General features: G+C 62.6%; 22 protein-coding genes. 9 read left to right on the forward strand and 13 right to left on the reverse strand.

What is annotated here, in order from left to right:
• The 4 genes from ACF8RA_RS12415 to gloB all read right to left on the reverse strand — a co-directional run bounded on the left by ACF8RA_RS12415 (window position 1) and on the right by gloB (window position 6,193).
• Window positions 1-1,836 (reverse strand): extracellular solute-binding protein, encoded by a 1,836-nt coding sequence (locus tag ACF8RA_RS12415; RefSeq protein ID WP_392519209.1) that lies wholly within the window; start codon window positions 1,834-1,836, stop codon window positions 1-3.
• Window positions 1,833-3,662, reverse strand: coding sequence for an extracellular solute-binding protein (locus ACF8RA_RS12420; protein WP_209967171.1), 1,830 nt, complete (start codon window positions 3,660-3,662; stop codon window positions 1,833-1,835). Before ACF8RA_RS12420 ends, ACF8RA_RS12415 begins: the two co-directional genes overlap by 4 nt.
• Window positions 3,663-3,882: 220 nt before the next feature.
• Window positions 3,883-5,313, reverse strand: a complete 1,431-nt coding sequence (locus ACF8RA_RS12425) for a lytic transglycosylase domain-containing protein (protein WP_176682201.1) — start codon at window positions 5,311-5,313, stop codon at window positions 3,883-3,885.
• Window positions 5,314-5,413: 100 nt separating this feature from the next.
• Window positions 5,414-6,193, reverse strand: coding sequence for a hydroxyacylglutathione hydrolase (gene gloB / locus ACF8RA_RS12430; protein WP_392460873.1), 780 nt, complete (start codon window positions 6,191-6,193; stop codon window positions 5,414-5,416).
• Between the two features lie 85 nt (window positions 6,194-6,278).
• On the opposite strand from gloB, the gene ACF8RA_RS12435 reads away from it, so the two are divergent.
• From ACF8RA_RS12435 to ACF8RA_RS12450, 4 genes are all read left to right on the forward strand, one after another.
• A complete protein-coding gene (locus ACF8RA_RS12435) occupies window positions 6,279-7,052 on the forward strand; it encodes a class I SAM-dependent methyltransferase (protein WP_176682203.1) in 774 nt (257 codons plus the stop codon).
• 13 nt (window positions 7,053-7,065) lie between these two features.
• The gene (gene rnhA, locus ACF8RA_RS12440) at window positions 7,066-7,512 is read left to right on the forward strand and encodes a ribonuclease HI (RefSeq protein WP_176682204.1); all 447 of its coding nucleotides are present in this window, start codon (window positions 7,066-7,068) and stop codon (window positions 7,510-7,512) included.
• A gap of 50 nt (window positions 7,513-7,562) precedes the next feature.
• A complete protein-coding gene (dnaQ, locus tag ACF8RA_RS12445; RefSeq protein WP_176682205.1) occupies window positions 7,563-8,321 on the forward strand; it encodes a DNA polymerase III subunit epsilon in 759 nt (252 codons plus the stop codon).
• Between the two features lie 265 nt (window positions 8,322-8,586).
• Entirely contained in the window at window positions 8,587-10,836 is a 2,250-nt protein-coding gene (locus ACF8RA_RS12450) for an Orn/Lys/Arg decarboxylase N-terminal domain-containing protein (protein WP_392460874.1), read from the forward strand.
• Here the strand turns inward: ACF8RA_RS12450 and ACF8RA_RS12455 are convergent.
• Window positions 10,820-11,038: a hypothetical protein gene (locus ACF8RA_RS12455; protein WP_010954911.1), complete on the reverse strand. Its 219-nt coding sequence runs from the start codon at window positions 11,036-11,038 to the stop codon at window positions 10,820-10,822. The two genes, ACF8RA_RS12450 and ACF8RA_RS12455, sit on opposite strands and share 17 nt — an antisense overlap.
• 156 nt (window positions 11,039-11,194) lie before the next feature.
• Here ACF8RA_RS12455 and chrR point away from each other — a divergent pair, with 156 nt between their 5' ends.
• On the forward strand, window positions 11,195-11,755 hold the full coding sequence (gene chrR / locus ACF8RA_RS12460) for a class I chromate reductase ChrR (RefSeq protein WP_176682207.1): 561 nt from the start codon (window positions 11,195-11,197) through the stop codon (window positions 11,753-11,755).
• A 102-nt stretch (window positions 11,756-11,857) separates the two neighbouring features.
• On the opposite strand, the gene ACF8RA_RS12465 is transcribed toward chrR, so the two are convergent.
• Window positions 11,858-13,930, reverse strand: a complete 2,073-nt coding sequence (locus ACF8RA_RS12465; RefSeq protein WP_176682208.1) for a TonB-dependent receptor domain-containing protein — start codon at window positions 13,928-13,930, stop codon at window positions 11,858-11,860.
• A 220-nt stretch (window positions 13,931-14,150) separates the two neighbouring features.
• On the opposite strand from ACF8RA_RS12465, the gene ACF8RA_RS12470 reads away from it, so the two are divergent.
• From ACF8RA_RS12470 to ACF8RA_RS12480, 3 genes are read left to right on the forward strand one after another with little or no spacing between them, the layout of a single operon-like run.
• Window positions 14,151-14,399, forward strand: a complete 249-nt coding sequence (locus ACF8RA_RS12470) for a helix-turn-helix domain-containing protein (RefSeq protein ID WP_003251454.1) — start codon at window positions 14,151-14,153, stop codon at window positions 14,397-14,399.
• An 11-nt stretch (window positions 14,400-14,410) separates the two neighbouring features.
• Window positions 14,411-14,758 (forward strand): head completion/stabilization protein, encoded by a 348-nt coding sequence (locus ACF8RA_RS12475; RefSeq protein WP_060489089.1) that lies wholly within the window; start codon window positions 14,411-14,413, stop codon window positions 14,756-14,758.
• The gene (locus ACF8RA_RS12480; protein ID WP_010954908.1) at window positions 14,751-15,113 is read left to right on the forward strand and encodes a hypothetical protein; all 363 of its coding nucleotides are present in this window, start codon (window positions 14,751-14,753) and stop codon (window positions 15,111-15,113) included. The genes ACF8RA_RS12475 and ACF8RA_RS12480 overlap by 8 nt, the downstream gene beginning before the upstream one ends.
• On the opposite strand, the gene ACF8RA_RS12485 is transcribed toward ACF8RA_RS12480, so the two are convergent.
• Window positions 15,110-15,490, reverse strand: a complete 381-nt coding sequence (locus ACF8RA_RS12485) for a helix-turn-helix domain-containing protein (protein ID WP_176682209.1) — start codon at window positions 15,488-15,490, stop codon at window positions 15,110-15,112. The two genes, ACF8RA_RS12480 and ACF8RA_RS12485, sit on opposite strands and share 4 nt — an antisense overlap.
• 179 nt (window positions 15,491-15,669) lie before the next feature.
• On the opposite strand from ACF8RA_RS12485, the gene ACF8RA_RS12490 reads away from it, so the two are divergent.
• A complete protein-coding gene (locus ACF8RA_RS12490) occupies window positions 15,670-15,933 on the forward strand; it encodes an ogr/Delta-like zinc finger family protein (protein WP_392460876.1) in 264 nt (87 codons plus the stop codon).
• A 90-nt stretch (window positions 15,934-16,023) separates the two neighbouring features.
• Here the strand turns inward: ACF8RA_RS12490 and nuoN are convergent, their stop codons facing one another.
• The 6 genes from nuoN to nuoI are packed head-to-tail and all read right to left on the reverse strand — an operon-like array spanning window position 16,024 to window position 22,295.
• Window positions 16,024-17,493, reverse strand: a complete 1,470-nt coding sequence (nuoN, locus tag ACF8RA_RS12495; protein WP_014861246.1) for an NADH-quinone oxidoreductase subunit NuoN — start codon at window positions 17,491-17,493, stop codon at window positions 16,024-16,026.
• A 7-nt stretch (window positions 17,494-17,500) separates the two neighbouring features.
• Entirely contained in the window at window positions 17,501-19,033 is a 1,533-nt protein-coding gene (gene nuoM / locus ACF8RA_RS12500) for an NADH-quinone oxidoreductase subunit M (RefSeq protein ID WP_176682211.1), read from the reverse strand.
• Between the two features lie 40 nt (window positions 19,034-19,073).
• Complete coding sequence (nuoL, locus tag ACF8RA_RS12505) at window positions 19,074-20,927, reverse strand: NADH-quinone oxidoreductase subunit L (protein ID WP_176682212.1); 1,854 nt, start codon at window positions 20,925-20,927, stop codon at window positions 19,074-19,076.
• Window positions 20,924-21,232: an NADH-quinone oxidoreductase subunit NuoK gene (gene nuoK, locus ACF8RA_RS12510; RefSeq protein ID WP_003251446.1), complete on the reverse strand. Its 309-nt coding sequence runs from the start codon at window positions 21,230-21,232 to the stop codon at window positions 20,924-20,926. Before nuoK ends, nuoL begins: the two co-directional genes overlap by 4 nt.
• 3 nt (window positions 21,233-21,235) lie before the next feature.
• On the reverse strand, window positions 21,236-21,736 hold the full coding sequence (gene nuoJ, locus ACF8RA_RS12515) for an NADH-quinone oxidoreductase subunit J (protein ID WP_176682213.1): 501 nt from the start codon (window positions 21,734-21,736) through the stop codon (window positions 21,236-21,238).
• A gap of 10 nt (window positions 21,737-21,746) precedes the next feature.
• Complete coding sequence (gene nuoI / locus ACF8RA_RS12520; protein WP_003251442.1) at window positions 21,747-22,295, reverse strand: NADH-quinone oxidoreductase subunit NuoI; 549 nt, start codon at window positions 22,293-22,295, stop codon at window positions 21,747-21,749.
• Between the last annotated feature and the right edge of the window lie 2 nt (window positions 22,296-22,297).

Below are 22,297 nucleotides of genomic sequence, written 5' to 3' on the forward strand. Positions count from 1 at the left end.
TTAGTTGGCCTCGTCCGCAGGCGCTTCGCTGACCGCCGGGGTTACCTCGGGCTTGATCCACCAGGTGTCGATGCCGATGTCGTACTTGGGCGACACGTTCGGGTGGCCGATGTGGTTCCAGTAGGCCACACGCCAGGTCTTGATGTGCCAGTTGGGGATCACGTAGTAGCCCCACAGCAACACGCGGTCGAGCGCGCGGCAGTGGTCGATCAGGTTCTGGCGCGAGTCGGCGTTGATCAGCTGTTCCACCAACTGGTCGATGGCCGGGTCGCGCAGGCCAATGAAGTTGCGGCTGCCGGGGTTGTCGGCGGCGGCACTGGACCAGAACTCGCGCTGTTCGTTGCCCGGCGAGTTGGACTGCGGATAACCGCCGACGATCATGTCGTAGTCCCGAGAACGCAGGCGGGTGATGTATTGCGAAACGTCGACCCGGCGGATGTTCAGCTCGATACCGAGGTCGGCGAGGTTGCGTTTGAACGGCAGCAGGATGCGCTCGAACTCGGTCTGCGCCAGCAGGAATTCGATGCTTACCGGCTTGCCTTGGGCGTCGACCATCTTGTCGTCGACGATTTTCCAGCCCGCGTCCTGCAACAACTTGTAGGCCTGGCGCTGTTGCTCGCGGATCATGCCGCTGCCGTCGCTGACCGGGTTGTGGAAGACCTCGCTGAATACTTGCTCGGGCACTTTGCCGCGCAGTGGTTCGAGGATTTTGAGCTCGTTGGGGCTGGGCAGTCCGTGGGCGGCCATTTCCGAGTTGTCGAAGTAGCTGCTGGTGCGGGTGTAAGCGCCGTTGAACAGCTGTTTGTTGGTCCACTCGTAGTCCAGCAGCAGGCTCAGTGCCTGGCGCACGCGAACATCCTGGAACACCGGGCGGCGAATGTTGAAGATGAAACCCTGCATGCCGGTGGGGTTGCCGTTGGGAAGCTCCTCCTTGATCAGGCGACCCTCGCGCACGGCGGGCACGTCGTAGGCGGTGGCCCAGTTCTTTGCGCTGACTTCCAGGGCATAGTCGAACGCCCCGGCCTTGAGTGCTTGGAGGGCGACGGTGGTGTCGCGGTAGGAGTCGAAGGTCATGACATCGAAGTTGTAGAAGCCGCGGTTGATCGGCAGGTCCTTGGCCCAGTAGTCCTTGACCCGCTCGTAGCGCACCGAGCGCCCGGCCTTGACCTTGGCGACCTTGTACGGGCCACTGCCCAACGGGATCTCCAGGTTGCCGCGGTTGAATTCGCGGTTTTCGTACCAGTGCTTGGGCAGTACCGGCAACTGGCCGAGAATCAGCGGCAGCTCGCGGTTGTTGGTGTGCTTGAACTTGAACAGCACCTTCAGCGGGTCTTCGGCGACCACTTCGGCGACGTCGGAGTAGTACTGGCGGTACAGCGGGGCGCCTTCCTTGATCAGGGCGTTGAAGGTGAACACCACGTCGTCGGCGCGCATCGGATGGCCATCATGGAAGCGCGCTTCGGGGCGCAGGTAGAAACGCACCCAGCTGTTGTCCGGGGCCTTTTCGATCTTGCCGGCAACCAGGCCGTATTCGGTGAACGGTTCATCCTGGCTCTGGCGCATCAGGGTGTCGTAGATAATGCCGATATTCTCGGCCGCCACGCCTTTGTTGATGAACGGATTGAGGCTGTCGAAGCCGCCGAAGCTGGACTGGCGGAAGGTGCCGCCTTTGGGCGCGTCCGGGTTGACGTAGTCGAAGTGCTTGAAGTCGGCGGGGTACTTGGGTGGCTCATCGTAAAGGGTGAGCGCGTGCTGCGGCGCGGCCAGCGCGGGAAGGCTCAGGCAGGCGAGCAACAGGCTGCCTGCCAGCTGGCGCAGACGATGCGTTGGCGTCATTGGGCTTTCTCCGAAGTCTTGATCCACCAACTGTTCAGCCCAAGGGTGTAGGGCGGCGTGGTGACGAAGGCGAACCGGTTGCGGTAGGCCAGGCGATGGTTGTCGAGGTACCAGTTGGGGATCATGTAGTAGTGCCATGAGAGCACGCGGTCCAGGGCGCGGGCGGCGGCGACCTGGTCATCGCGGGTGCGGGCGGCGAGCAGGGTGTCGAGCAGGTGGTCGATCACCGGGTCCTTGACACCAGCATAGTTCTTGCTGCCCTTTGTCGCGGCCTGGCTGGAATGGAAGTACAGCCACTGTTCGAGGCCGGGGCTCAGGGTCTGGTTCAGGGTCATCAGAATCATGTCGAAATCGAACTGGTCCAGGCGTTGTTTGTACTGGGCGCGGTCCACGGTACGCAAGCGCGCATCGATGCCGATGCTGGACAGGTTTTCGACATAAGGTTGCAGGATGCGTTCAAGGTTGGGGTTTACCAGCAGCAGTTCCATGCGTAATTGCTGGCCCTTGCTGTTGACCAGACGCTGGCCGTGCAGCTTCCAGCCGGCCTCGGCGAGCAGGCCCAGGGCCTGGCGAAGGGTCTGGCGGCTGATGCCCCGGCCATCGGTGTGGCTGACCTTGTACGGCTCGCTGAACAGCTTGGCGGGCAACTGGTCACGGAACGGCGCCAGCAGCAGCCACTCCTTGCCGGTGGGCAGGCCGCTGGCGGCGAACTCGCTGTTGGGGTAGTAGCTGGTCGAGCGGCGGTAGGCGCTGCTGAACAGCGCGCGGTTGGTCCACTCGAAGTCCAGCATCAGCCCCAGTGCCTGGCGTACCCGCGGGTCGCTGAACGCGGCCCGGCGGCTGTTCATGAACAGGCCTTGTGTTTGCGTGGGGATGCTGTGCGGGATTTGTGTCTTGATCACTTCACCCCGGCGCACGGCAGGGAAGTTGTAACCGTTGGCCCAGTTTTTTGCCTGGTGCTCGATATAGATGTCGAACTCGCCGGCCTTGAAGGCTTCGAAGGCCACCGTCGCGTCGCGATAGAACTCGTATTCCACCCGATTGAAATTGTACTTGCCACGGTTGACCGCCAGGTCTTTGCCCCAGTAGTTCTTCACCCGTTCGAACACCAGGCGTCGCCCGGGTTGTACCTGGGTGATGCGGTAGGGGCCGCTGCCCAAAGGGGGCTCGAAGGTGGTGGCCTTGAAGTCGCGCTTCTGCCAGTAGTGTTTGGGCAGCACAGGCATTTCGCCCAGACGCAGGATCAGGAGCGGGTTGCCGGCGCGTTTGAACACGAAGCGGATGCGTAGCGGACCGAGGATGTCTACCCGCTGCACTTCCTGCAGGTTGGTGCGGTAGATCGGGTGGCCATCCTTGAGCAGCGTGCGGTAGGAGAAGGCCACGTCAGCCGAGGTGATCCGCTGGCCGTCATGCCAGCGGGCTTCCGGGCGCAGGTTGAACACCACCCAGCTGCGGTCCTCGCTGTATTCCACCGAGCGGGCGATCAGGCCATAGCTGGAGGTCGGCTCGTCACCAGACGGGTCGTACTGGCCAGTGCCGACCATCAGTGGCTCGTTCAGCTCGCTGATGCCGTACTGCTGGAAATTGGGCGTGGTAATCGGGCTCGACCCCTTGAAAGTGTAGGGGTTGAGCGTGTCGAAGGTGCCAAAAGCCATGGCCCGCAATGTGCCGCCCTTGGGCGCTTGCGGGTTGACCCAGTCGAAGTGGGTGAAAGTGGCTGGGTACTTGAGCGTGCCGAACTGCGCGTATCCGTGGCTTTCGCTCACCATCGCGGCTACGGGAAAGCTCAAGGCCAGGCTGAGTGACAGCAGGAGGGGACGTATCAAGTCGGCATCCGATCCAGAGGCGTTGGGCTTTGATCGAGTACAGTAACAGCTTGGTGGGGTTGGAAAAAGAGAGGGGCTGGGGTTTTCCAGTGGCTGGTTTTTCAGGCCCATTCGCGGGCACGCCCGCTCCCACAGGTACGGCACCGGCTTTGAGGGCTGTGAAAAACCTGTGGGAGCGGGCGTGCCCGCGAATGGGCTGCAAAGCAGCCCCTGTAACGACTCAATGCCCGACGTAGACGGTCAGGGTCTGGCCTGGCTTGAGGGCGTGACCGCTGCGTGGGTTCCAGCGCTTGAGGTGCTTCATTTTCACATTGAAGCGCTTGGCCACCAGGTACAGGGAGTCGCCCTTGCGCACCTTGTATTTGGTGGAGCGCTTTCCGGATGCTGCGACCCGGTTGCCGGCGGCGCTCGGTGCACTGCCACCGCGCAGGGCCAGAACCTGGCCAGCGCGCAGTCTGTTGCTGGACAAGCGGTTCCAGCGCTTGATGTCCTTGATCGACACACGGTTGGCCTTGGCGATGACGCTCAGGCTATCGCCACGCTTGACCCGGTAACTGCGTGCCCCCACCGGTGCCTTGGCTTCGGCCACGGCCCGGGCAAACGCTGCTTTCGGCGGTTGCAGGCTGACCAGTTGCTCCGGCTTGAGGTTGGACAGGCTGGCACTGAGCAGCTGCGCCTTGGCGGTGGGCACCAGCAGCTGTTTCGGGCCATCGACGGTCATGCGCTTCTTGAATGCCGGGTTGAGCTGGATCAGCTCATCCTCGTCGATGTTGGCAAAGGCCGCGACCCGGGTAAGGTCCAGGCGGTCTTTGATCGCCACCGCTTCGAAGTACGGTTCGTTGGCGATCGGGGTGAGATTGATACCATAGGCTTCTGGCGTGGACACCACCTGCGACAGCGCCAGCAACTTGGGCACGTAGTCGCGGGTTTCCTTTGGCAGCGGCAGGTTCCAGTAGTCGGTCGGCAGGCCGAGCTTTTCGTTGCGTTCGATGGCTCGGCTGACAGTGCCTTCACCGGCATTGTAGGCCGCCAGGGCCAACAGCCAGTCGCCGTTGAACATGTCGTGCAGGCGGGTCAGGTAATCCAGTGCGGCGTTGGTCGATGCGGTGACATCGCGGCGGCCGTCATAGAAGTTGGTCTGGCGCAGGTTGAAATGACGACCGGTAGCCGGCATGAACTGCCACATGCCGGCAGCGCTGGCGCGTGAGTAGGCCATGGGGTTGTAGGCGCTTTCGATGGCGGGCAGCAGGGCCAGCTCCAGCGGCATGTCGCGTTCTTCAAGACGCTCGACGATGTAGTGCAGGTAGAGGCTGCCACGTTCCCCGGCGCTTTCTATGAAGGACGGGTTGCTGGCGAACCACAAACGCTGCTGCTCGATGCGCGGGTTGACGTCGATGGTGTCCTGCAGGGCGAAGCCCTGGCGCATGCGCTCCCAGACATCCTGCGGCGCCTGCTCGGCCGGCTTGACCAGCAGCGGTGAAGGTTTGTGCTTGATCCGCGCCTGGTAGTTGTGCGCGCGAACGCTATCGGATTCGTCGAGCTGACGGGTGCTCTGACAGCCCACCAGCGTGGCTGCCAGGGCCAGCGCGCTGATTTGAGCCAGACGCGTCAGGGCGGCGGAATGAGAGGTTCTGCGGCTACGGGAAGACATCGGCTGACACAGGTATCCGGGCGAAAAATTTCGGCGATTCTAGAAACCGCTCCGGCCCCGGTCAACCTTAGACCCTCACTTGCGATATATCTTGCGGTTATCAGAAGGTGTCCTTCCAAGACCTCAAGGCAGCAAAAACAGCGACATGCGAGGTGTTTGAATGTCCCTTCCACTCGTCTGCTTTTTGTTTAACTAATGTTTCAGAGGTACGCAGAAAGGGGTTGGTCAGGCGCTCCAGGCCGATCGTCGATGGCAAGCTGATGCGATTTTCGGCGCGCAATCGGGTAACGTCCTCGAACCGTTGCTGAATGTGCGGGTTGGTCGGTTCGACAGCCTTGGCGAAGCGCAGGTTGCTGAGGGTGTATTCATGGGCGCAGTACACTTCTGTCTGCGCTGGCAGGGCCGCCAGGCGGGCGAGGGCGGGCTGCATCTGTTCGGGTGTACCCTCGAACATGCGCCCGCAACCGGCGGCGAACAGGGTGTCGCCACTGAACAGGATGGGCGTCGCTGGCTGGTCGCTGAAGAAGGCGATATGCCCCAGGGTATGGCCGGGTACCGCGAGTACCTGAAACGTCACACCCAGCACGTCCACCCTGTCGCCTTCGTCCAGGGCCAGTTCGCGGCCGGGAATGCGTTCGTTGGCGGGGCCACAGACCCGTGCGCCGGTCAATTGCCTGAGCCGTTCCACACCGCCGACATGGTCATTGTGGTGGTGGGTGACGAGGATGTCGCTCAGCACCCACTCGGGGTTGGCAGCCAGCCAGCGCTCCACCGGGCCGGCATCGCCCGGGTCGACCACCGCGCAACGGCGTTTGGCAGTATCCTGTAACAACCAGATGTAGTTGTCGGAGAAAGCGGGGAGAGCATCGATCTGTATCATGGTGCGGATCCGATTCACCTAGCGTGGCACATGAGGGCATCTTAGCCGCGATGGCGCGGTGGGAGAACCTTCGAGGGAGAGCGCAATGACCGACCAAGCCTTTGCCCAGGCCGACCCGGACTGGGTCGAGCTGATCAGCCTGGCCCGTGAGTGGTTCAACGGCCCACTTGGGCAACTGATGCTCAAGGAGGAGGACAAACTGCTGGAAGAAGAGCTCGGGCGCTTCTTTGGCGGTTATCTCGTCCATTACGGGCCCTGCGCCGAGCCACCGCCCAGAGCCCCCCAGGTACAGCGTAACGTGCGCCTTGGTGCGCCGTTGCCGGGTGTGGAGATTGTCTGCGAGGAGCAGGCCTGGCCGTTGAGCGAGCACGCTGCCGACGTGGTGGTGCTGCAGCATGGCCTGGACTTCTGCCTGTCGCCCCATGGCCTGCTGCGCGAGGCCGCCAGTGCCGTGCGCCCGGGCGGGCACCTGCTGATCGTGGGGATCAACCCGTGGAGCAGCTGGGGTATGCGCCATTTCTTCAGTCACGGTGCTCTGCGCAAGGCGCGCTGCATCTCGCCGTCACGGGTGGGCGACTGGCTCAACCTGCTGGGCTTCGCGCTGGAGAAACGCCGCTTCGGGTGCTATCGTCCGCCGCTTGCCTCACCGGCCTGGCAGCAACGCCTTGAAGGCTGGGAACGACTGGCCTGCGGCTGGCAGGGCTTCGGTGGCGGGGTGTACCTGCTGGTGGCGCGCAAGATGGTGGTGGGCCTGCGGCCATTGCGCCCGGAGCGGCGTGAACCGATGGGCAAGCTGCTGCCGCTGCCGCTGGCCAAGGTCAACCGCACGGCGGCCAACCCTGATACCGAAAAGCACTGAACATGAGTGGTACATGAGCGAAAGCATCGAAATGTTTACCGATGGCGCCTGCAAGGGCAACCCCGGCCCGGGTGGCTGGGGCGTCCTGATGATCTACAAGGGCGTCGAGAAGGAACTGTGGGGTGGTGAACGCGAAACCACCAACAACCGGATGGAGCTGATGGCTGCTATCCAGGGGCTGATGGCGCTGAAACGCGAATGCGAAGTGGTGCTGACCACCGACTCGCAATACGTGATGAAGGGCATCAACGAATGGATGGTCAACTGGAAGAAGCGCGGCTGGAAGACCGCGGCCAAGGAACCGGTGAAGAATGCCGACCTGTGGCAGCAGCTCGATGAGCAGGTCAACCGCCACAAGGTGACCTGGAAGTGGGTGCGCGGCCATATCGGCCACCCCGGCAACGAACGCGCCGACCAACTGGCCAACCGCGGGGTCGATGAGGTGCGCGCCCAGCGTTGAGCTGGGGTACAATCGCGGCCTTTGTAACTGATGCAAGTTGGAGCGCCCGCGTGGAGCAGCAGCAAGATAAACGCTTCGTCATTCTCGATACCGAAACCACGGGTATGCCGGTTGGCGAAGGCCACCGGATCATCGAGATCGGCTGTGTCGAGGTCATCGGCCGGCGTCTTACCGGGCGGCACTTCCACGTCTACCTGCAGCCCGACCGCGAGAGTGACGAGGGCGCGATCAACGTTCACGGCATCACTGATGCTTTCCTGGTCGGCAAGCCACGCTTTGGCGATGTCGCCGAGGAGTTCTTCGAGTTCATTCAGGGCGCCACGCTGGTCATCCACAACGCGGCGTTCGACGTTGGCTTCATCAACAACGAATTCGCCTTGCTGGGCCAGCAGGACCGCGCTGACATTTCGCAGCACTGCACCATTCTGGACACCCTGCTGCTGGCACGTTCGCGCCACCCGGGGCAGCGCAACAGCCTGGATGCGCTGTGCAAACGCTACGACATCGACAACTCAGGCCGAGAGTTGCACGGCGCACTGCTCGACTCGGAACTGCTGGCCGACGTTTACCTGGCCATGACCGGTGGCCAGACCAGCCTGTCGCTGGCTGGCCATGGTGCAGATGCAGAGGATGACGGGCAGGGGGCTGGCGGCAGCGAGATTCGCCGGATTGTCGGGCGTACGCCGGGTCGAGTGATCATGGCCAGCGCCGAGGAACTGGAGGCGCATGCCGAGCGTCTGGCGGCCGTTGCCAAGTCGGCGGGTGGGCCTTCGCTGTGGCAGACCCTGACTGAGACACCAGCCGGCTGATCTTTCGCCCTGCAACAGGAGTGGAGATCGTTGTAGGAGCGGGTTTACCCGCGAATACGGTGGTGGCTGCGGCGTTGAGTGGCGGGGGGCAGATTGGCCAGCAGGCCCGGCCCTTTCGCGGGTAAACCCGCTCCTACGACGCCTGTGTCCAATCACCGACCGGTGTCCACGTAGGGGCGGGTTCACCCGCGAAAGGACCAGTACAGGCAATACAAGGCTCAACTACCCTGAAATGGACGCCATGTCCTTTTGAGGTAGCCGCCTGATGTACAAGGACCTCAAGTTCCCGATCCTCATCGTCCACCGCGCCATCAAGGCCGACAGTGTTGCTGGCGAGCGCGTGCGGGGTATCGCCGAGGAACTGCGCCAGGATGGCTTTGCCATTCTTGCCGCAGCCGACCACGCCGAAGCGCGCCTGGTCGCCGCCACCCACCATGGCCTGGCCTGCATGCTGATTGCCGCCGAAGGCGCTGGCGAGAACACCCACTTGCTGCAGAACATGGCCGAGCTGATCCGCCTGGCCCGTCTGCGCGCACCCAACCTGCCGATCTTTGCCCTGGGCGAGCAGGTGACCTTGGAAAATGCCCCCGCCGAAGCCATGAGCGAGCTCAACCAGCTGCGTGGCATCCTTTACCTGTTCGAAGACACCGTGCCGTTTCTCGCCCGCCAGGTGGCGCGTGCCGCACACACCTACCTCGATGGCTTGCTGCCGCCGTTCTTCAAGGCGCTGGTGCAGCACACCGCGCAGTCCAACTATTCCTGGCACACCCCGGGCCATGGTGGCGGTGTGGCCTATCATAAAAGCCCGGTAGGCCAAGCCTTTCACCAGTTCTTCGGGGAAAACACCCTGCGCTCGGACTTGTCCGTTTCCGTGCCGGAGCTGGGTTCGCTGCTTGACCACACAGGCCCACTGGCCGAAGCCGAGGCCAGGGCGGCGCGCAACTTCGGCGCCGACCACACCTTCTTCGTCATCAATGGCACCTCCACGGCCAACAAGATCGTCTGGCACGCCATGGTCGGCCGTGACGACCTGGTACTGGTGGACCGCAACTGCCACAAGTCGGTGGTGCACGCAATCATCATGACGGGGGCCATCCCGCTGTACCTGTGCCCGGAGCGCAACGAACTGGGCATCATCGGCCCGATCCCGCTCAGCGAGTTCAGCCCCGAGGCGATCGCTGCGAAGATCCAGGCCAACCCCCTTGCCCGTGATCGTCGGCGGCGCATCAAGCTGGCGGTCGTGACCAACTCCACCTACGATGGGCTGTGTTACCACGCCGGGCTGATCAAGCAGACCCTGGGTACCAGTGTCGAGGTGCTGCACTTCGACGAGGCCTGGTTCGCCTATGCGGCGTTCCACGACTTCTTCACCGGGCGCTACGCCATGGGCACCGCCTGCGCGGCAGACAGCCCGCTGGTGTTCAGCACCCATTCCACCCACAAACTGCTGGCGGCGTTCAGCCAGGCCTCGATGATTCATGTGCAGGACGGTGCCAGGCGGCAACTGGACCGGGACCGCTTCAACGAAGCGTTCATGATGCACATCTCTACCTCGCCGCAATACAGCATTCTCGCCTCGCTGGATGTGGCGTCGACCATGATGGAAGGGCCGGCCGGGCGCTCGCTGCTGCAGGAGATGTTCGACGAAGCGTTGAGCTTTCGTCGTGCCCTTGCCAACCTGCGGGAGCACATTGCCGCAGAGGACTGGTGGTTCAGCATCTGGCAGCCGCCAAGTGCCGAGGGCATCCCCCGTCTGGTCGCGCAGGACTGGTTGCTGCAGCCAGGGGCGCAATGGCATGGGTTTGGTGAAGTGGTGGCCGATTATGTGCTGCTCGACCCGCTGAAAGTGACCTTGGTAATGCCGGGCCTGAGCGCAGAGGGTGTGCTGGGCGCGCGCGGCATCCCGGCGGCGGTAGTCAGCAAGTTTCTCTGGGAGCGCGGGCTGGTGGTGGAAAAAACGGGCCTGTACAGCTTCCTGGTACTGTTTTCCATGGGCATCACCAAGGGCAAGTGGAGCACCCTGCTCACCGAGCTGCTGGAATTCAAGCGCCACTATGACGGCAACACCCCGCTCAGCAGTTGTCTGCCGAGCGTGGGGGCTGCCGACGCCTTGCGCTACCAGGGCATGGGCCTGCGCGACCTGTGCGACCAGTTACATGATTGCTACCGCGCCAATGCCACGGCCAAGCAGCTGAAGCGGCTGTTCACCCGTTTGCCGGAGGTGGCCGTAAGCCCGGCCCAGGCCTATGACAAGATGGTGCGTGGGGAGGTAGAGGCGGTGCCGATCGAGGCACTGCTGGGGCGTGTGGCAGCGGTGATGCTGGTGCCGTACCCGCCTGGGATCCCGTTGATCATGCCGGGTGAGCGGTTCACCGAGGCGACCCGCTCGATCCTGGACTACCTGGCATTTGCCCGGGCATTCAACCAGGGCTTTCCCGGGTTCGTCGCCGATGTGCACGGCCTGCAGAACGAAGGGGGCCGCTACACCGTGGATTGCATCACGGAATGCGTGTGATCTCGACACCGGAGCGTGCCAGCTCGAAACGGTTTTCACCCAGGTGGTTGACCTTGTCGCCGATGGCCAGGCGGTAGGTGGTGATGGGGGCGCCCAGCGTGCTGCCATCGAGTTGCAGGGTGGACTCCTGGAACTCGTGCACGGGGTAGATGCGGCCTTCGGCGTCACGGGCGTGGAATTGGCCGACCATTACTGCTGCCATTTGGGTGGAAACCTCTGAATTACGTAGGAAATGTATGAAGGCATAGACCGTGAAACAGACTCGGAAGTTTTCGCCTTGCGGAAAAAAAACCAAAGCAACGAGGAGCGGTCATCTATAACTACAACGTCTCTTTACCCCGCAAAGGTTGGAATTGCCATGAGCCAGGTGTATTCGGTAGCAGTCGTCGTCGGTAGCTTGCGCAAGGAGTCCTACAACCGCAAGGTCGCCCGCGCACTTTCGGAGCTGGCGCCGTCCAGTCTTGCCCTGAGGATCGTCGAGATTGGCGACCTGCCGCTGTACAACGAAGATATCGAAGCTGAGGCACCGCCGGAAACCTGGAAGCGTTTTCGCGATGAGATCCGCCGCAGTGATGCGGTGCTGTTCGTCACCCCGGAATACAACCGCTCGGTGCCGGGCTGCCTGAAAAATGCCATCGATGTGGGCTCGCGGCCTTACGGGCAAAGTGCCTGGAGCGGCAAGCCGACGGCGGTGGTGAGTGTGTCGCCGGGGGCAATTGGCGGCTTTGGCGCCAACCATGCGGTGCGCCAGTCGCTGGTGTTTCTCGACATGCCCTGCATGCAGATGCCTGAGGCTTACCTTGGCGGTGCGGCGAGCCTGTTCGAGGATTCGGGCAAGCTCAACGACAAGACGCGACCGTTCTTGCAGGCGTTCGTCGACAGGTTTGCTTCCTGGGTGAAATTGAACAGGGCGGTCTGAACCCCGAATCATGCTGTGCAGCGCCCCCCGTAGGAGCGGGTTTACCCGCGAATGCGTCATTGAATTTGCTGACGCATTTGCGGGTAAACCCGCTCCTACCCGTCAGCGGAAGCTGTACGAAACCCCCGCATATACGCCAAACCCTTCGCCCGGTGTCGAACGGGCATTGTCCTTGCCGGCGTCGTTGTAGGCCGGCGTCACGGTCGCTGCATAGCGCTGGTTGGTCAGGTTGCGCAGGTCCAGCCAGGTCTGCCAGTCCTGCTTCGGTGAGTCCCAGCCAACGCGCGCGCCGAGCAAGGCATATTCATCTGCGTGGTAGCTGTTGGCGTAGTCCACTTGCACCTTCGAGGCCATTTGCGTGTTGACCCCGGCATAGAAGCCGCTCGGCCAGTCATAGCGCAACTCGGCCTGATAGTAGTGCATGGGGATGCCGGGCAGACGGTTGTCGCCAAATGTGTCGTCATCACGGTAGTGGAAGTCGCTGAAGGTGTAGGCCTGGCGCAAGCTCAGCTTGCCAGTGCCCGCGCGTTCCCACAGGGTGCTGTCGAGGCCGGCTTCAACGCCTTGGTGCACGGTAGCGCTGGCGTTGAATTCCGAGGTGAAATTCGGCACTACCTCAACGGCCAGCAGTTCGTGGCGCACTTGCGAGTAGTACCAGGCCAGGTCCCAGCGGCCGAGCGCCGAGTCGCCACGGGCGCCCAGTTCCAGAGTGGTGGCTGTCTGGTTCTGCATCTCGATCGGCTGGATCTGCTTGCCGCCTGTGCTGGGCGCGCTCCAGATCAACGACCACGGGTGTGGCGGCTCTACCGAGCGGCTCAGGTTGCCGTACACCTGCAAGTCCGGGCGGATGTCGTAGCGCAGCCCCAGGCGGGGCGCATAGTCCCAGTCATGCATGCTCACCTTGCCGCCTTCAGCGGGGTAGGTCACGTCACTTTCGCGGCGTGTGTAGATCATGGCCAGGCCGGTGCTCAGCCACAGGTTGGGGACCAGTTCCAGGTCGTTGCCAGCATGCAGCACGGTGTCCGAGCCCTGGTAGGTGAAGTCACGGGTGCGCTCGCCGAACACATCGCCATTGCGGGTAAATTGCGAAGCGCCGCTGTTGGGCAGGTGCTTGGTGGTACGCCAACCGACGGTGGTCTTGCTCTCGTGGCCGAACAGTGTGTCGCGGCGGAAATAGTTCAGCGTACCGCTGACATCGGTGTAGGCGACCTTCAGGCGCATGGGGCCCTCGCGCAGGTCCATCGGGTAGTCGTGATAGACCAGGCCGGCTTCCAGGCGCGCCTCGTCGTCGAGGTAGAAGGTGGTCTTGTTGCCCACCCAGGTGCTGCCTGGCTGCGGGCGACTGTCGTCGCGGGCCAGATAGGTCGGGTTGGCTGCACGCGGGTGGTGCTTGATCTGGTCTTTGGTCAGGCGCCCGGGCAGTTCGTTTTCAGTTTCCCGGTAGCGCAGGTAGAAGCGGGTTTCCAGGTTGGGGTTGAAGCGGTAACCGACATTGGCGGCAATGCCCTTGGCGCTGCCACTGCTGTGCGCCTGGTAGCCGTCATATTCCGAATCGGTCAGGGCCACGTAATAGTCGAGATTGCCCAGCACCTGGCCCGAGCTGATGTGCCGGTGCTGGTAGCCGCGGCTGCCGACCTCGTAGCGCACTTGCAGTGCAGGCGCGTCGTAGCCGGTGTGGGTGACATAGTTGATGGCACCGCCCAAGGCCAGGGCGCCTTGGTCGAAGCCATTGGCGCCACGCAGCACTTCGGCACGGCTCAGCCACAGCGGTTCGAACAATTCGTAAGGTGTGCCGCCCGGGCCGGTCAGCGGCAGGCCGTCGAACATCGTGTAGACACCGGAACCATGCGCCCCCGGCGCACGGTTGAGGCCCGAGCCGCGTATCGACAGCTTGATGCCATCGTTACCTGCCGATTGGGCGAACACCCCTGGCTGGTAGGCCAGCACGTCCTGGTTGCTGGCCACTCGGCCTTGCCCCACGCGCTGCATGTCCACCAGGTTGCTGGCTCCCGGTATTTCACGCAGGCGCTCGCCGGCTGCCGTCAGCTCGTTCTGCTCCTCATCGGTGATCAGCACCCGGCCCAGTTCGACCGCGGATGCCCCCAGGGCGGGCTGGGTGGCAGCCAGTGCCGCCAGCAGGCCGAGGCAGGATGAGAGGGGTAAATCGGAACGCATTGTACGACTCCAGGCGAAAGGCGAATGGACAACGGCGTTGAGACGAGCGAAATGCGGCTTGGAGCACGCAGAAAGTCAGCAAATCGTGCGCATCCTTCGTCATACGGTCTTGTACGAAAGTTCTTTACAAACCACGGCGGTGGAGGCGGGTGGCCTGTGCTTCGTAAGGTGACTGCAGGTAGGCAGCAATGCCCCGCTCAATCACCCGTGGAGTTCAAACATGACTGACAACGCTCGACACTCGCAGCAACCCCTGGCGGACGCCCCGGTTCGCCTGACGCCACGTGAACAGCAAGTGCTGTTGTGGTGTGCTTATGGCAAGAGTTCGTGGGAGATCGGCCAGATCCTTGAATGCAAGGAGTCGACGGTGAATTTTCACGTGTCCAACATCCTGCGCAAATTTGAAGTGCCTACCCGGGTGGCCGCTGTGATCAAGGCCATTCGCTACGGCATGCTGGCCGAGCAGTAAGGGGGTAGCGCATGAGCAACGATCCACGGCTACCGCGCTTTGCCGATTGCCATGATCCGTTCTGGCCACGGGTCGACCTGGGCAGGTTGCGGGAGCACCTGCAACTGCCGCGATCTGTCAGTGAGGCTGCTTTGGAAGTGGCCGCGCGCTGCGCTGCCATCGAGGCAGCACGCGAATTCGCCCGCTGGCGGTCAGTACTGCGAGAGCGGGGCTACAAGCGCCTCGAGGATGTGGCCGGTCATGATCATGGGCGGGCCTTGCGGGTGTGCTACATCCGTTTTGTCGAAGCGGCGGTCATGTATAGCCTGGGTTCAACCGCCTGTCTGCCTGTTCCGCGCGGAGGGCAAGTACATGCCTGAGCTATCAGTTTTTGACAACCTGGCCCAGGCATTGGTGGCGTTCCTGGGTGTGGATGGCGATGTCCTGTTCGCCGCGCTGCTGGGAGCACTGTTGGTGAGCGCGGCACGCGATCGATTGATCACCAGTGAGGCCAGGCGCCTGACGCTGGCCAAGAAACTGCTGCTGCTATTCGTGACCGTGGGCGTGGGCCATTTGTTCGAGCCACTGGTTTCGTCATTGGTGCCATTGCTGACCCGGGGCATGGCGGCATTCGTGGCCGCTGTGGTGGTGATCCCCATCAGCCTCAAGGTCATGGTCTGGCTGGATACACTCGACCCGCGCGAGCTCATCCAGCGCTGGCGCCGTCGGGGTTAGCCATTGGCTGCGCCGCCGAGTTCACTCAATTGCTGTTCCAACTGCTGGATGCGCTGCTTGTCCTTGATGAACAGCAGGATGGCCTGGCGATCGCTGTGCGAGAGCGTGCGCAGCCGTTCGAGCATTTCGCACTCCCAGCCCGCATCATCTGGGACGGCGGCGTTGTGCCCGGCCTGACCCAGCAATAGCCAGTCCAGTGAGCATGCATGCTTTTTGGCAGCGTCTATGCAAAGTGAGTAAGGAATGCTTTCGCGAACCTTCCAGCTGCTCAGCGTTTGCGGGCTGACCGACAGCGCGCGCGACAACTCGGCATCAGTTTGTGCGCCAGTGAGAAGTTTAAGGCGCGTGAGCACCGCAGCAAGTCCGTGAGTACTCATAACAAATATCCATGACTGGTTTAATGATATTCCATGGGCTTAAACTACTCGTTATGAATACAGCCCTGCGTTTTAAGGAGCACTTCTGCAATGAGAACTATCAAATTGAAGAATACACCCACAGTTGCAGCCAATACTGACACACAGGCTAGCCTGGGCAATGCTAGCAGGTACTTGCCGTGAGTACTTACAAGCTGGTTTGCCCGCATTGCCATAGCCGGATGCGCATACGTACTAGCGAAGGGCGCCATATTTTCCTGCGAATCGCTTATTTGCAATGCACCACCGAGGCGTGTGGCTGGTCAGTGCGCGCCGAATTCGAAATGACCCATGAACTCTCCCCCAGCGGCATGCCCAACCCGGAAGTGTACCTGCCTTCGGCCAAGGGTGATTTGCGCAAGGCCGCCTTGCCGGGGGCAGGCCAGGGCAGCCCGAGTGAGTGAGGCACCATTGGGCGCAGGTAGCAAAACGTGCAGATAAAAAAACACCCCGCCTAGGCGGGGTGTTTTCTGTTACCGGGGCTGCCGGGGTGATCAACCGATCAGTTGCAGGCCCGCTTGCTGAACCATTTCCAGCAGGGGCTGCGGGTACACACCCAGTACGAAAGCGAGAATGGCGATAGCCAGCAGCATGACGCCGCCGGTGCGCTGTTCCCACTTGAGCGGGGCGTCGTGACGACGCAGGTTCGGCTCGACCAGGTACAGGGTAACCATGACGCGCAGGTAATAGTACACGCCGATGGCGCTACCGATCACCAGCGCACCGACCAACCACCACAGGTGCGATTCGACGCCGGTGGCGATGATGTAGAACTTGCCGATGAAGCCGGCGGTCAGCGGGATACCCGCCAGCGACAGCATCATCACGGTCAGTACCGCTGTCAGGTACGGGCGGCGCCAGAACAGGCCGCGGTACTCGTACAGGGCATCGGCGTCACGGCCGCCGTATGGCGAGGACATCAGGGTGATGACGCCGAAGGCGCCCAGGCTGGTGATCACGTAGGTGACCAGGTATACGCCCATGGCTTCCAGGGCCAGGCCTTTGCTGGCGACCAACGCGATGACCAGGTAACCGAAGTGGGCGATGGACGAGTAACCCAGCAGACGCTTGAGGTTGCTCTGGGTCAGCGCCAGCAGGTTACCAATCAGGATCGAGGCTACGGCAATCACCGCCAGTACGGTGCTGAGCACGCCGCTGCTGGCAGCAGGTGAGAGCATGAACAGGCGTACGACAACGGCGAATACTGCCACCTTGCTGGCGGTTGCCAGGAACGCGGCGACCGGCGCTGGAGCGCCTTCGTACACGTCCGGGGTCCACAGATGGAACGGTACCAGCGACAGCTTGAAGGCCAGGCCGACCAGCATCATGCCAAGGCCCAGTTGGGCCACCAGGCTTGGCATGCTGGTGGTAGCCAGGGCCTTGCCGATCTGGTCGAAGCTCAGGCTGCCAGCGTCGGCGTACAGCAGGGCCATGCCGAACAGCAGGAAAGCCGAGCCTGCGGCCGACAGCACCATGTACTTGATGCCGGCTTCCAGCGATCGCTTGTTGAAGAAGGCATACGCCACCAGGCCGTAGACAGGTACCGACAGCAGTTCCAGGCCGATGAACAGGCCGGCCAGGTGGTTGGCGCTGACCAGCACCAGCCCACCGAGGGCCGACATCAGCAGCAACAGGTACAGTTCTTCACGGTTGCCCGGGAAACCCTTGGAGCCCTCGCCGAGGTAGGCGTGGGCGAGGGTGACGCAGGCCAGCGTCGCTATGAGGATGATCGCCATGTACAGGCAGGCGAACTTGTCGATGGTGATCAGCGAGGTGACCGCCAGCGGCGCGACCTTCAGCGCCGGCAGGAGCGACAGCAGGGCCAGGTTCAGGCCCACGGTGGACAGCAGGAAGGTCTGCGAGTGGTTGCGCTTCCAGGCGATCGCCAGCATCACCACCACCGTGGTGATGGTGGTGATCAGCATCGGCGCCAATGCGATGAAGTGTTGAGTGGTGAATTCCATAGCGCTCTTACCGGGCCGAAGCGAGTTGAGTGAAAGCGGATCCGAGCCACTGCTGCACACCACTCATGGTGGCGGCAGAGGTGTCGAGGAACGGCTGCGGATACACGCCCAGCAGGATCAGCAATACCGCCAGACCCAGAACCATGATCAGTTCGCGACTGTCCATGCCGGCCAGCACGGTGTCGGCCTTGGCCGGGCCGAAGTAGGCACGGTGGATCATGATCAGCGAGTAGACAGAACCGAACACCAGGCCAGTGGTGGCGATCACGGTGATCCACGGTACGTGCACGAAGCTGCCGATCAGGATCAGGAACTCGCCGACGAAGTTGCCGGTGCCTGGCAAGCCCAGCGATGCCGCTGCGAAGAACAGGCTGATGGCCGGCAGGTAGGCGATGCGGTGCCACAGGCCACCCATCTGACGCATGTCACGGGTGTGCAGGCGCTCGTACAGTTGGCCGGACAGGATGAACAGCGCCGCAGCCGACAGGCCGTGGGCCAGCATCTGGATCACCGCACCTTGCAGGGCTTGTTGGCTGCCGGAGTAGATACCGATCAGCACGAAGCCCATGTGCGAGACGCTGGAGAAGGCGATCAGGCGCTTGATGTCGGTTTGTGCGAAGGCCAGGAAGGCACCGTAGAAGATACCGATCAGGCCCAGGGTCATGGCGATCGGCGCGAACTCGGCCGAGGCGTTCGGGAACAGCGGCAGGGCGAAGCGCAGCAGGCCGTAGGCCGCAGTCTTCAGCAAGATACCCGCCAGGTCCACCGAGCCTGCAGTCGGTGCCTGGGCGTGAGCGTCAGGCAGCCAGGAGTGGAACGGCACCACCGGCAGCTTCACCGCGAAGGCGATGAAGAAGCCCAGCATCAGCACGTATTCGATACCGGCTGGCAACTCGGCCTTGAGCAGGTCGCTGTAGTTGAAGGTGAGCACGCCAGTGGTGTTGTAGTTGACCAGCACCAGGCCCAGGATCGCCACCAGCATGATCAGGCCGCTGGCCTGGGTGAAGATGAAGAACTTGGTCGCCGCGTAGATCCGGGTCTTCTTGCCATCTGCCGAGCTGTGACCCCAGAGCGCGATGAGGAAGTACATCGGCACCAGCATCATTTCCCAGAAGAAGAAGAACAGGAACAGGTCCAGGGCCAGGAACACACCGACCACGCCACCGAGGATCCACATCAGGTTGAGGTGGAAGAAGCCGACGTGGCGCTGGATCTCTTTCCAGGAACACAGCACCGACAGCACACCGAGCAGGCCGGTGAGCAGGATCATCAGCAGCGACAGGCCGTCAAGGGCCAGGTGGATGCTGATGCCGAAGCGCTGGATCCACTGGAGCTTGTATTCCAGGGCCCAGGCCGGTTCGGCGCCCGGGGCTGGAGCGAGGGTGTAGTCACCGGTACCCCACAGCCACAGGCCGATGCCAAGCAGCAGGGACATGGTCAGCAGCGCGATCCAGCGCGGCAGGGTGGCGCCGAAGCGCTCACCCAGCCAGCACAGGAAGCCGCCGATGAAGGGGATCAGGATCAGCCAAGGCAAAATCATGACGGGTTGGTTTCCTTTGGCAAAGTCGCAAGATTCATAGTCATACCGCAGCCACTACCACGGCACCGAGCACCAGCACGGCACCCACGGCGATAGAGGCGGTGTACCAGCGCAGTTGGCCAGTCTCGGTCTTGCTCATGGCCACGTGGCCGCCACGCGCCATCCGAGGAATCAGGCCGATGGTGCGGTCAACCGGGTCCTTGCGCAGGATGTGGCTGATCAGCAGGTACGGTTTGACGAAAAGCTTGTCGTAGATCCAGTCGAAGCCCCAGGCAGCGAACCACCAGGCCGACAGGACGCGACCGATGCCACTGTTGGCTACGGCGCTGACGAAGTGGCGCTTGCCCAGGAACAGCAGGGCGGCCAGCAGGATACCGGCGATGGCGATGGCACCCGAGGTGATCTCCAGCGCGTGCTTGGCTTCGCCACCGGCATGGCCGGCGCTTTCCGGCAGCACACCGGCCAGCGGCGGGGTGATCCAGGCGCCGACGAAGGTCGACAGCACGATCAGCACGCCCAGCGGCAGCCAGTGGCTGATACCGTGGCCAGCGTGGGCTTCGGTCTTGGCTTCGCCGTGGAAGGCGATGAAGATCAGACGGAAGGTGTACAGCGAGGTCATGAACGCGCCTACCAGGCCGGCATACAGCAGGCCGGTGTTGCCGCTGGCGAAGGCTTCCCAGAGGATCTCGTCCTTGGAGTAGAAGCCTACGGTCACGATCGGCAGGGCCGCCAGTGCCGCGCCACCGACCACGAAGCTGGCGTAGGCCAGCGGCAGTTTCTTCCACAGGCCGCCCATCTTGAAGATGTTCTGCTCGTGGTGGCAGGCAACGATCACCGCGCCGGAGGCAAGGAACAGCAGTGCCTTGAAGAAGGCGTGGGTCATCAGGTGGAAGATCGCCGCGTCCCAGGCACCCACGCCCAGGGCCAGGAACATGTAGCCGATCTGGCTCATGGTCGAGTAGGCGAGGATACGCTTGATGTCGGTCTGAACCAGCGCGGCGAAGCCGGCCAGTACCAGGGTCACGCCACCGACTACACCTACCAGGTGCAGGATGTCTGGCGCCAGCAGGAACAGGCCGTTGGTACGGGCGATCAGGTATACGCCCGCGGTCACCATGGTTGCGGCGTGGATCAGTGCCGAAACCGGGGTCGGGCCCGCCATCGCGTCGGCCAGCCAGGTCTGCAGTGGCAGCTGCGCCGATTTACCCACTGCACCACCCAGCAGCATCAGCGTCGCCAGCACCATCCAGGTGTCGCCAGCCTGGAACTTCTGCGGTGCCAGCACCAGCAGTTCCTGCACGTTCAGGGTGCCCAGCTGGGCGAACAGGATGAACAGGCCGATGGCCATGAACACGTCGCCGATGCGGGTGACGATGAATGCCTTGAGTGCCGCGTTACCGTTGTTGCGGTTGCTGTAGTAGAAACCGATCAACAGGTACGAGCACAGGCCCACGCCTTCCCAGCCGAAGTAGATGAACAGCAGGTTATCGCCGAGGATCAGGAACAGCATGCTGGCGATGAACAGGTTGGTGTACGAGAAGAAGCGCGAGTAGCCGGCTTCGCCACGCATGTACCAGGACGCGAACAGGTGGATCAGGAAGCCGACACCGGTCACCACGCCGAGCATGGTGACCGACAGGCCGTCCAGGTACAGGGTGAAGTTCGGCGCGAAGCCGTCCACCGACATCCATTGCCACAGCAGTTGGCTGTACGCGCCGCCTTCAGGCGGGGCGACATTGAACTGCCAGATGACGTAGGCGGCCGTGGCGGCCGACAGGCCTACCGAACCGACGCCGATCAGGGCGGACAGGTTCTCCGAGAACCGTCCGCGCGAGAACGACAGCAGCAGGAAGCCGATGAGGGGAAAGACGAAAGTCAGGAAGAGAAGGTTCATCCGCGCATCTCACTGGCAGCATCGATGTCGAGAGTGTGGAAGCGGCGATACAGCTGCAGCAGGATGGCCAGGCCAATGCTGGCCTCGGCGGCTGCCAGGCTGATCACCAGAATGAACATCACCTGGCCGTCGGGCTGGACCCAACGGGCACCGGCGACGACGAACGCCAGGGCAGAGGCGTTCATCATGACTTCCAGGCTCATGAGCACGAAGAGGATGTTGCGGCGGACCATCAGGCCAACCAGACCTAAGCAGAACAGGATGCCGGCGACCGCCAGACCATGCTCGAGAGGGATAGCACCCATGATTTACTCCTTCGCCTCGTTGCGGCCCAGGTGGAAGGCGGTGACGGCCGCAGCCAGCAGCAGCATCGACGCCAGTTCGACCACCAGCAGGTAAGGGCCGAAGAGGCTGATGCCCACTGCTTTCGGGCCCACGGTGGTACCGCTGATGCCTGCGCCGCTCGGGGTGACGAACAGGACGTACAGCAGCTCCAGCAGCAGCAGGGTGCCGAGGATCACAGGCCCTGCCCAGATACCGGGCTTGAGCCATCCCCGTTCCTGGGCGACCGAAGCCGGCCCGAGGTTGAGCATCATCACCACGAACACGAACAGCACCATGATGGCGCCGGCGTAGGCGATCACTTCCAGGGCGCCGGCAAACGGCGCACCCAGGGCGAAGAAGATCATGGCCACGGAAATCAGCGAAATGATCAGGTAAAGCAAGGCGTGCACGGGGTTGGTGCCAGTTACCACCCGAAGGGTGGAGACCACGGCGATCCCGGATGCGAAGTAGAAAGCGAATTCCATCTTTCTGTCCTTATGGGAGCAAGCTCTTCACGTTGATCGGCTCGGCTTCGTTCTGTGCAGAGCCCTTCGGCTTGCCAGCGATTGCCATACCCGCAACACGGTAGAAGTTGTAGTCAGGGTTCTTGCCGGGGCCGGAGATCAGCAGATCTTCTTTCTCGTACACCAGATCCTGACGCTTGAACTCGGCCATTTCGAAATCCGGAGTCAGCTGGATCGCGGTGGTCGGGCACGCTTCTTCACACAGGCCGCAGAAAATGCAACGCGAGAAGTTGATGCGGAAGAATTCCGGGTACCAGCGGCCGTCCTCTGTCTCGGCCTTCTGCAGCGAAATGCAGCCAACCGGGCAGGCCACCGCGCAGAGGTTGCACGCTACGCAGCGCTCCTCGCCATCGGGGTCGCGGGTGAGGACGATGCGGCCGCGGTAGCGCGGCGGCAGGTACACGGGTTCTTCGGGGTACTGCAGGGTGTCGCGCTTGCGGAACCCGTGGGAGAACACCATTGCCAGGCTGCGCAGCTGGGTGCCGGTGCCCTTAACGATGTCGCCGATATACTTGAACATGG

Source organism: Pseudomonas sp. FYR_5 (assembly GCF_043106315.1).
GTDB lineage: Bacteria > Pseudomonadota > Gammaproteobacteria > Pseudomonadales > Pseudomonadaceae > Aquipseudomonas > Aquipseudomonas putida_Y.

Excerpts from the sequence above, each read along its gene's own strand:
- ACF8RA_RS12415 (WP_392519209.1), bottom strand. The coding sequence starts at position 1,836 with ATGACGCCAACGCATCGTCTGCGCCAGCTGGCAGGCAGCCTGTTGCTC.
- ACF8RA_RS12425 (WP_176682201.1), bottom strand. The coding sequence starts at position 5,313 with ATGTCTTCCCGTAGCCGCAGAACCTCTCATTCCGCCGCCCTGACGCGT.
- gloB (WP_392460873.1), bottom strand. The coding sequence starts at position 6,193 with ATGATACAGATCGATGCTCTCCCCGCTTTCTCCGACAACTACATCTGG.
- ACF8RA_RS12435 (WP_176682203.1), top strand. The coding sequence starts at position 6,279 with ATGACCGACCAAGCCTTTGCCCAGGCCGACCCGGACTGGGTCGAGCTG.
- rnhA (WP_176682204.1), top strand. The coding sequence starts at position 7,066 with ATGAGCGAAAGCATCGAAATGTTTACCGATGGCGCCTGCAAGGGCAAC.
- ACF8RA_RS12450 (WP_392460874.1), top strand. The coding sequence starts at position 8,587 with ATGTACAAGGACCTCAAGTTCCCGATCCTCATCGTCCACCGCGCCATC.
- ACF8RA_RS12455 (WP_010954911.1), bottom strand. The coding sequence starts at position 11,038 with ATGGCAGCAGTAATGGTCGGCCAATTCCACGCCCGTGACGCCGAAGGC.
- chrR (WP_176682207.1), top strand. The coding sequence starts at position 11,195 with ATGAGCCAGGTGTATTCGGTAGCAGTCGTCGTCGGTAGCTTGCGCAAG.
- ACF8RA_RS12465 (WP_176682208.1), bottom strand. The coding sequence starts at position 13,930 with ATGCGTTCCGATTTACCCCTCTCATCCTGCCTCGGCCTGCTGGCGGCA.
- ACF8RA_RS12470 (WP_003251454.1), top strand. The coding sequence starts at position 14,151 with ATGACTGACAACGCTCGACACTCGCAGCAACCCCTGGCGGACGCCCCG.
- ACF8RA_RS12475 (WP_060489089.1), top strand. The coding sequence starts at position 14,411 with ATGAGCAACGATCCACGGCTACCGCGCTTTGCCGATTGCCATGATCCG.
- ACF8RA_RS12480 (WP_010954908.1), top strand. The coding sequence starts at position 14,751 with ATGCCTGAGCTATCAGTTTTTGACAACCTGGCCCAGGCATTGGTGGCG.
- ACF8RA_RS12485 (WP_176682209.1), bottom strand. The coding sequence starts at position 15,490 with ATGAGTACTCACGGACTTGCTGCGGTGCTCACGCGCCTTAAACTTCTC.
- nuoN (WP_014861246.1), bottom strand. The coding sequence starts at position 17,493 with ATGGAATTCACCACTCAACACTTCATCGCATTGGCGCCGATGCTGATC.
- nuoM (WP_176682211.1), bottom strand. The coding sequence starts at position 19,033 with ATGATTTTGCCTTGGCTGATCCTGATCCCCTTCATCGGCGGCTTCCTG.
- nuoL (WP_176682212.1), bottom strand. The coding sequence starts at position 20,927 with ATGAACCTTCTCTTCCTGACTTTCGTCTTTCCCCTCATCGGCTTCCTG.
- nuoK (WP_003251446.1), bottom strand. The coding sequence starts at position 21,232 with ATGGGTGCTATCCCTCTCGAGCATGGTCTGGCGGTCGCCGGCATCCTG.
- nuoJ (WP_176682213.1), bottom strand. The coding sequence starts at position 21,736 with ATGGAATTCGCTTTCTACTTCGCATCCGGGATCGCCGTGGTCTCCACC.
- nuoI (WP_003251442.1), bottom strand. The coding sequence starts at position 22,295 with ATGTTCAAGTATATCGGCGACATCGTTAAGGGCACCGGCACCCAGCTG.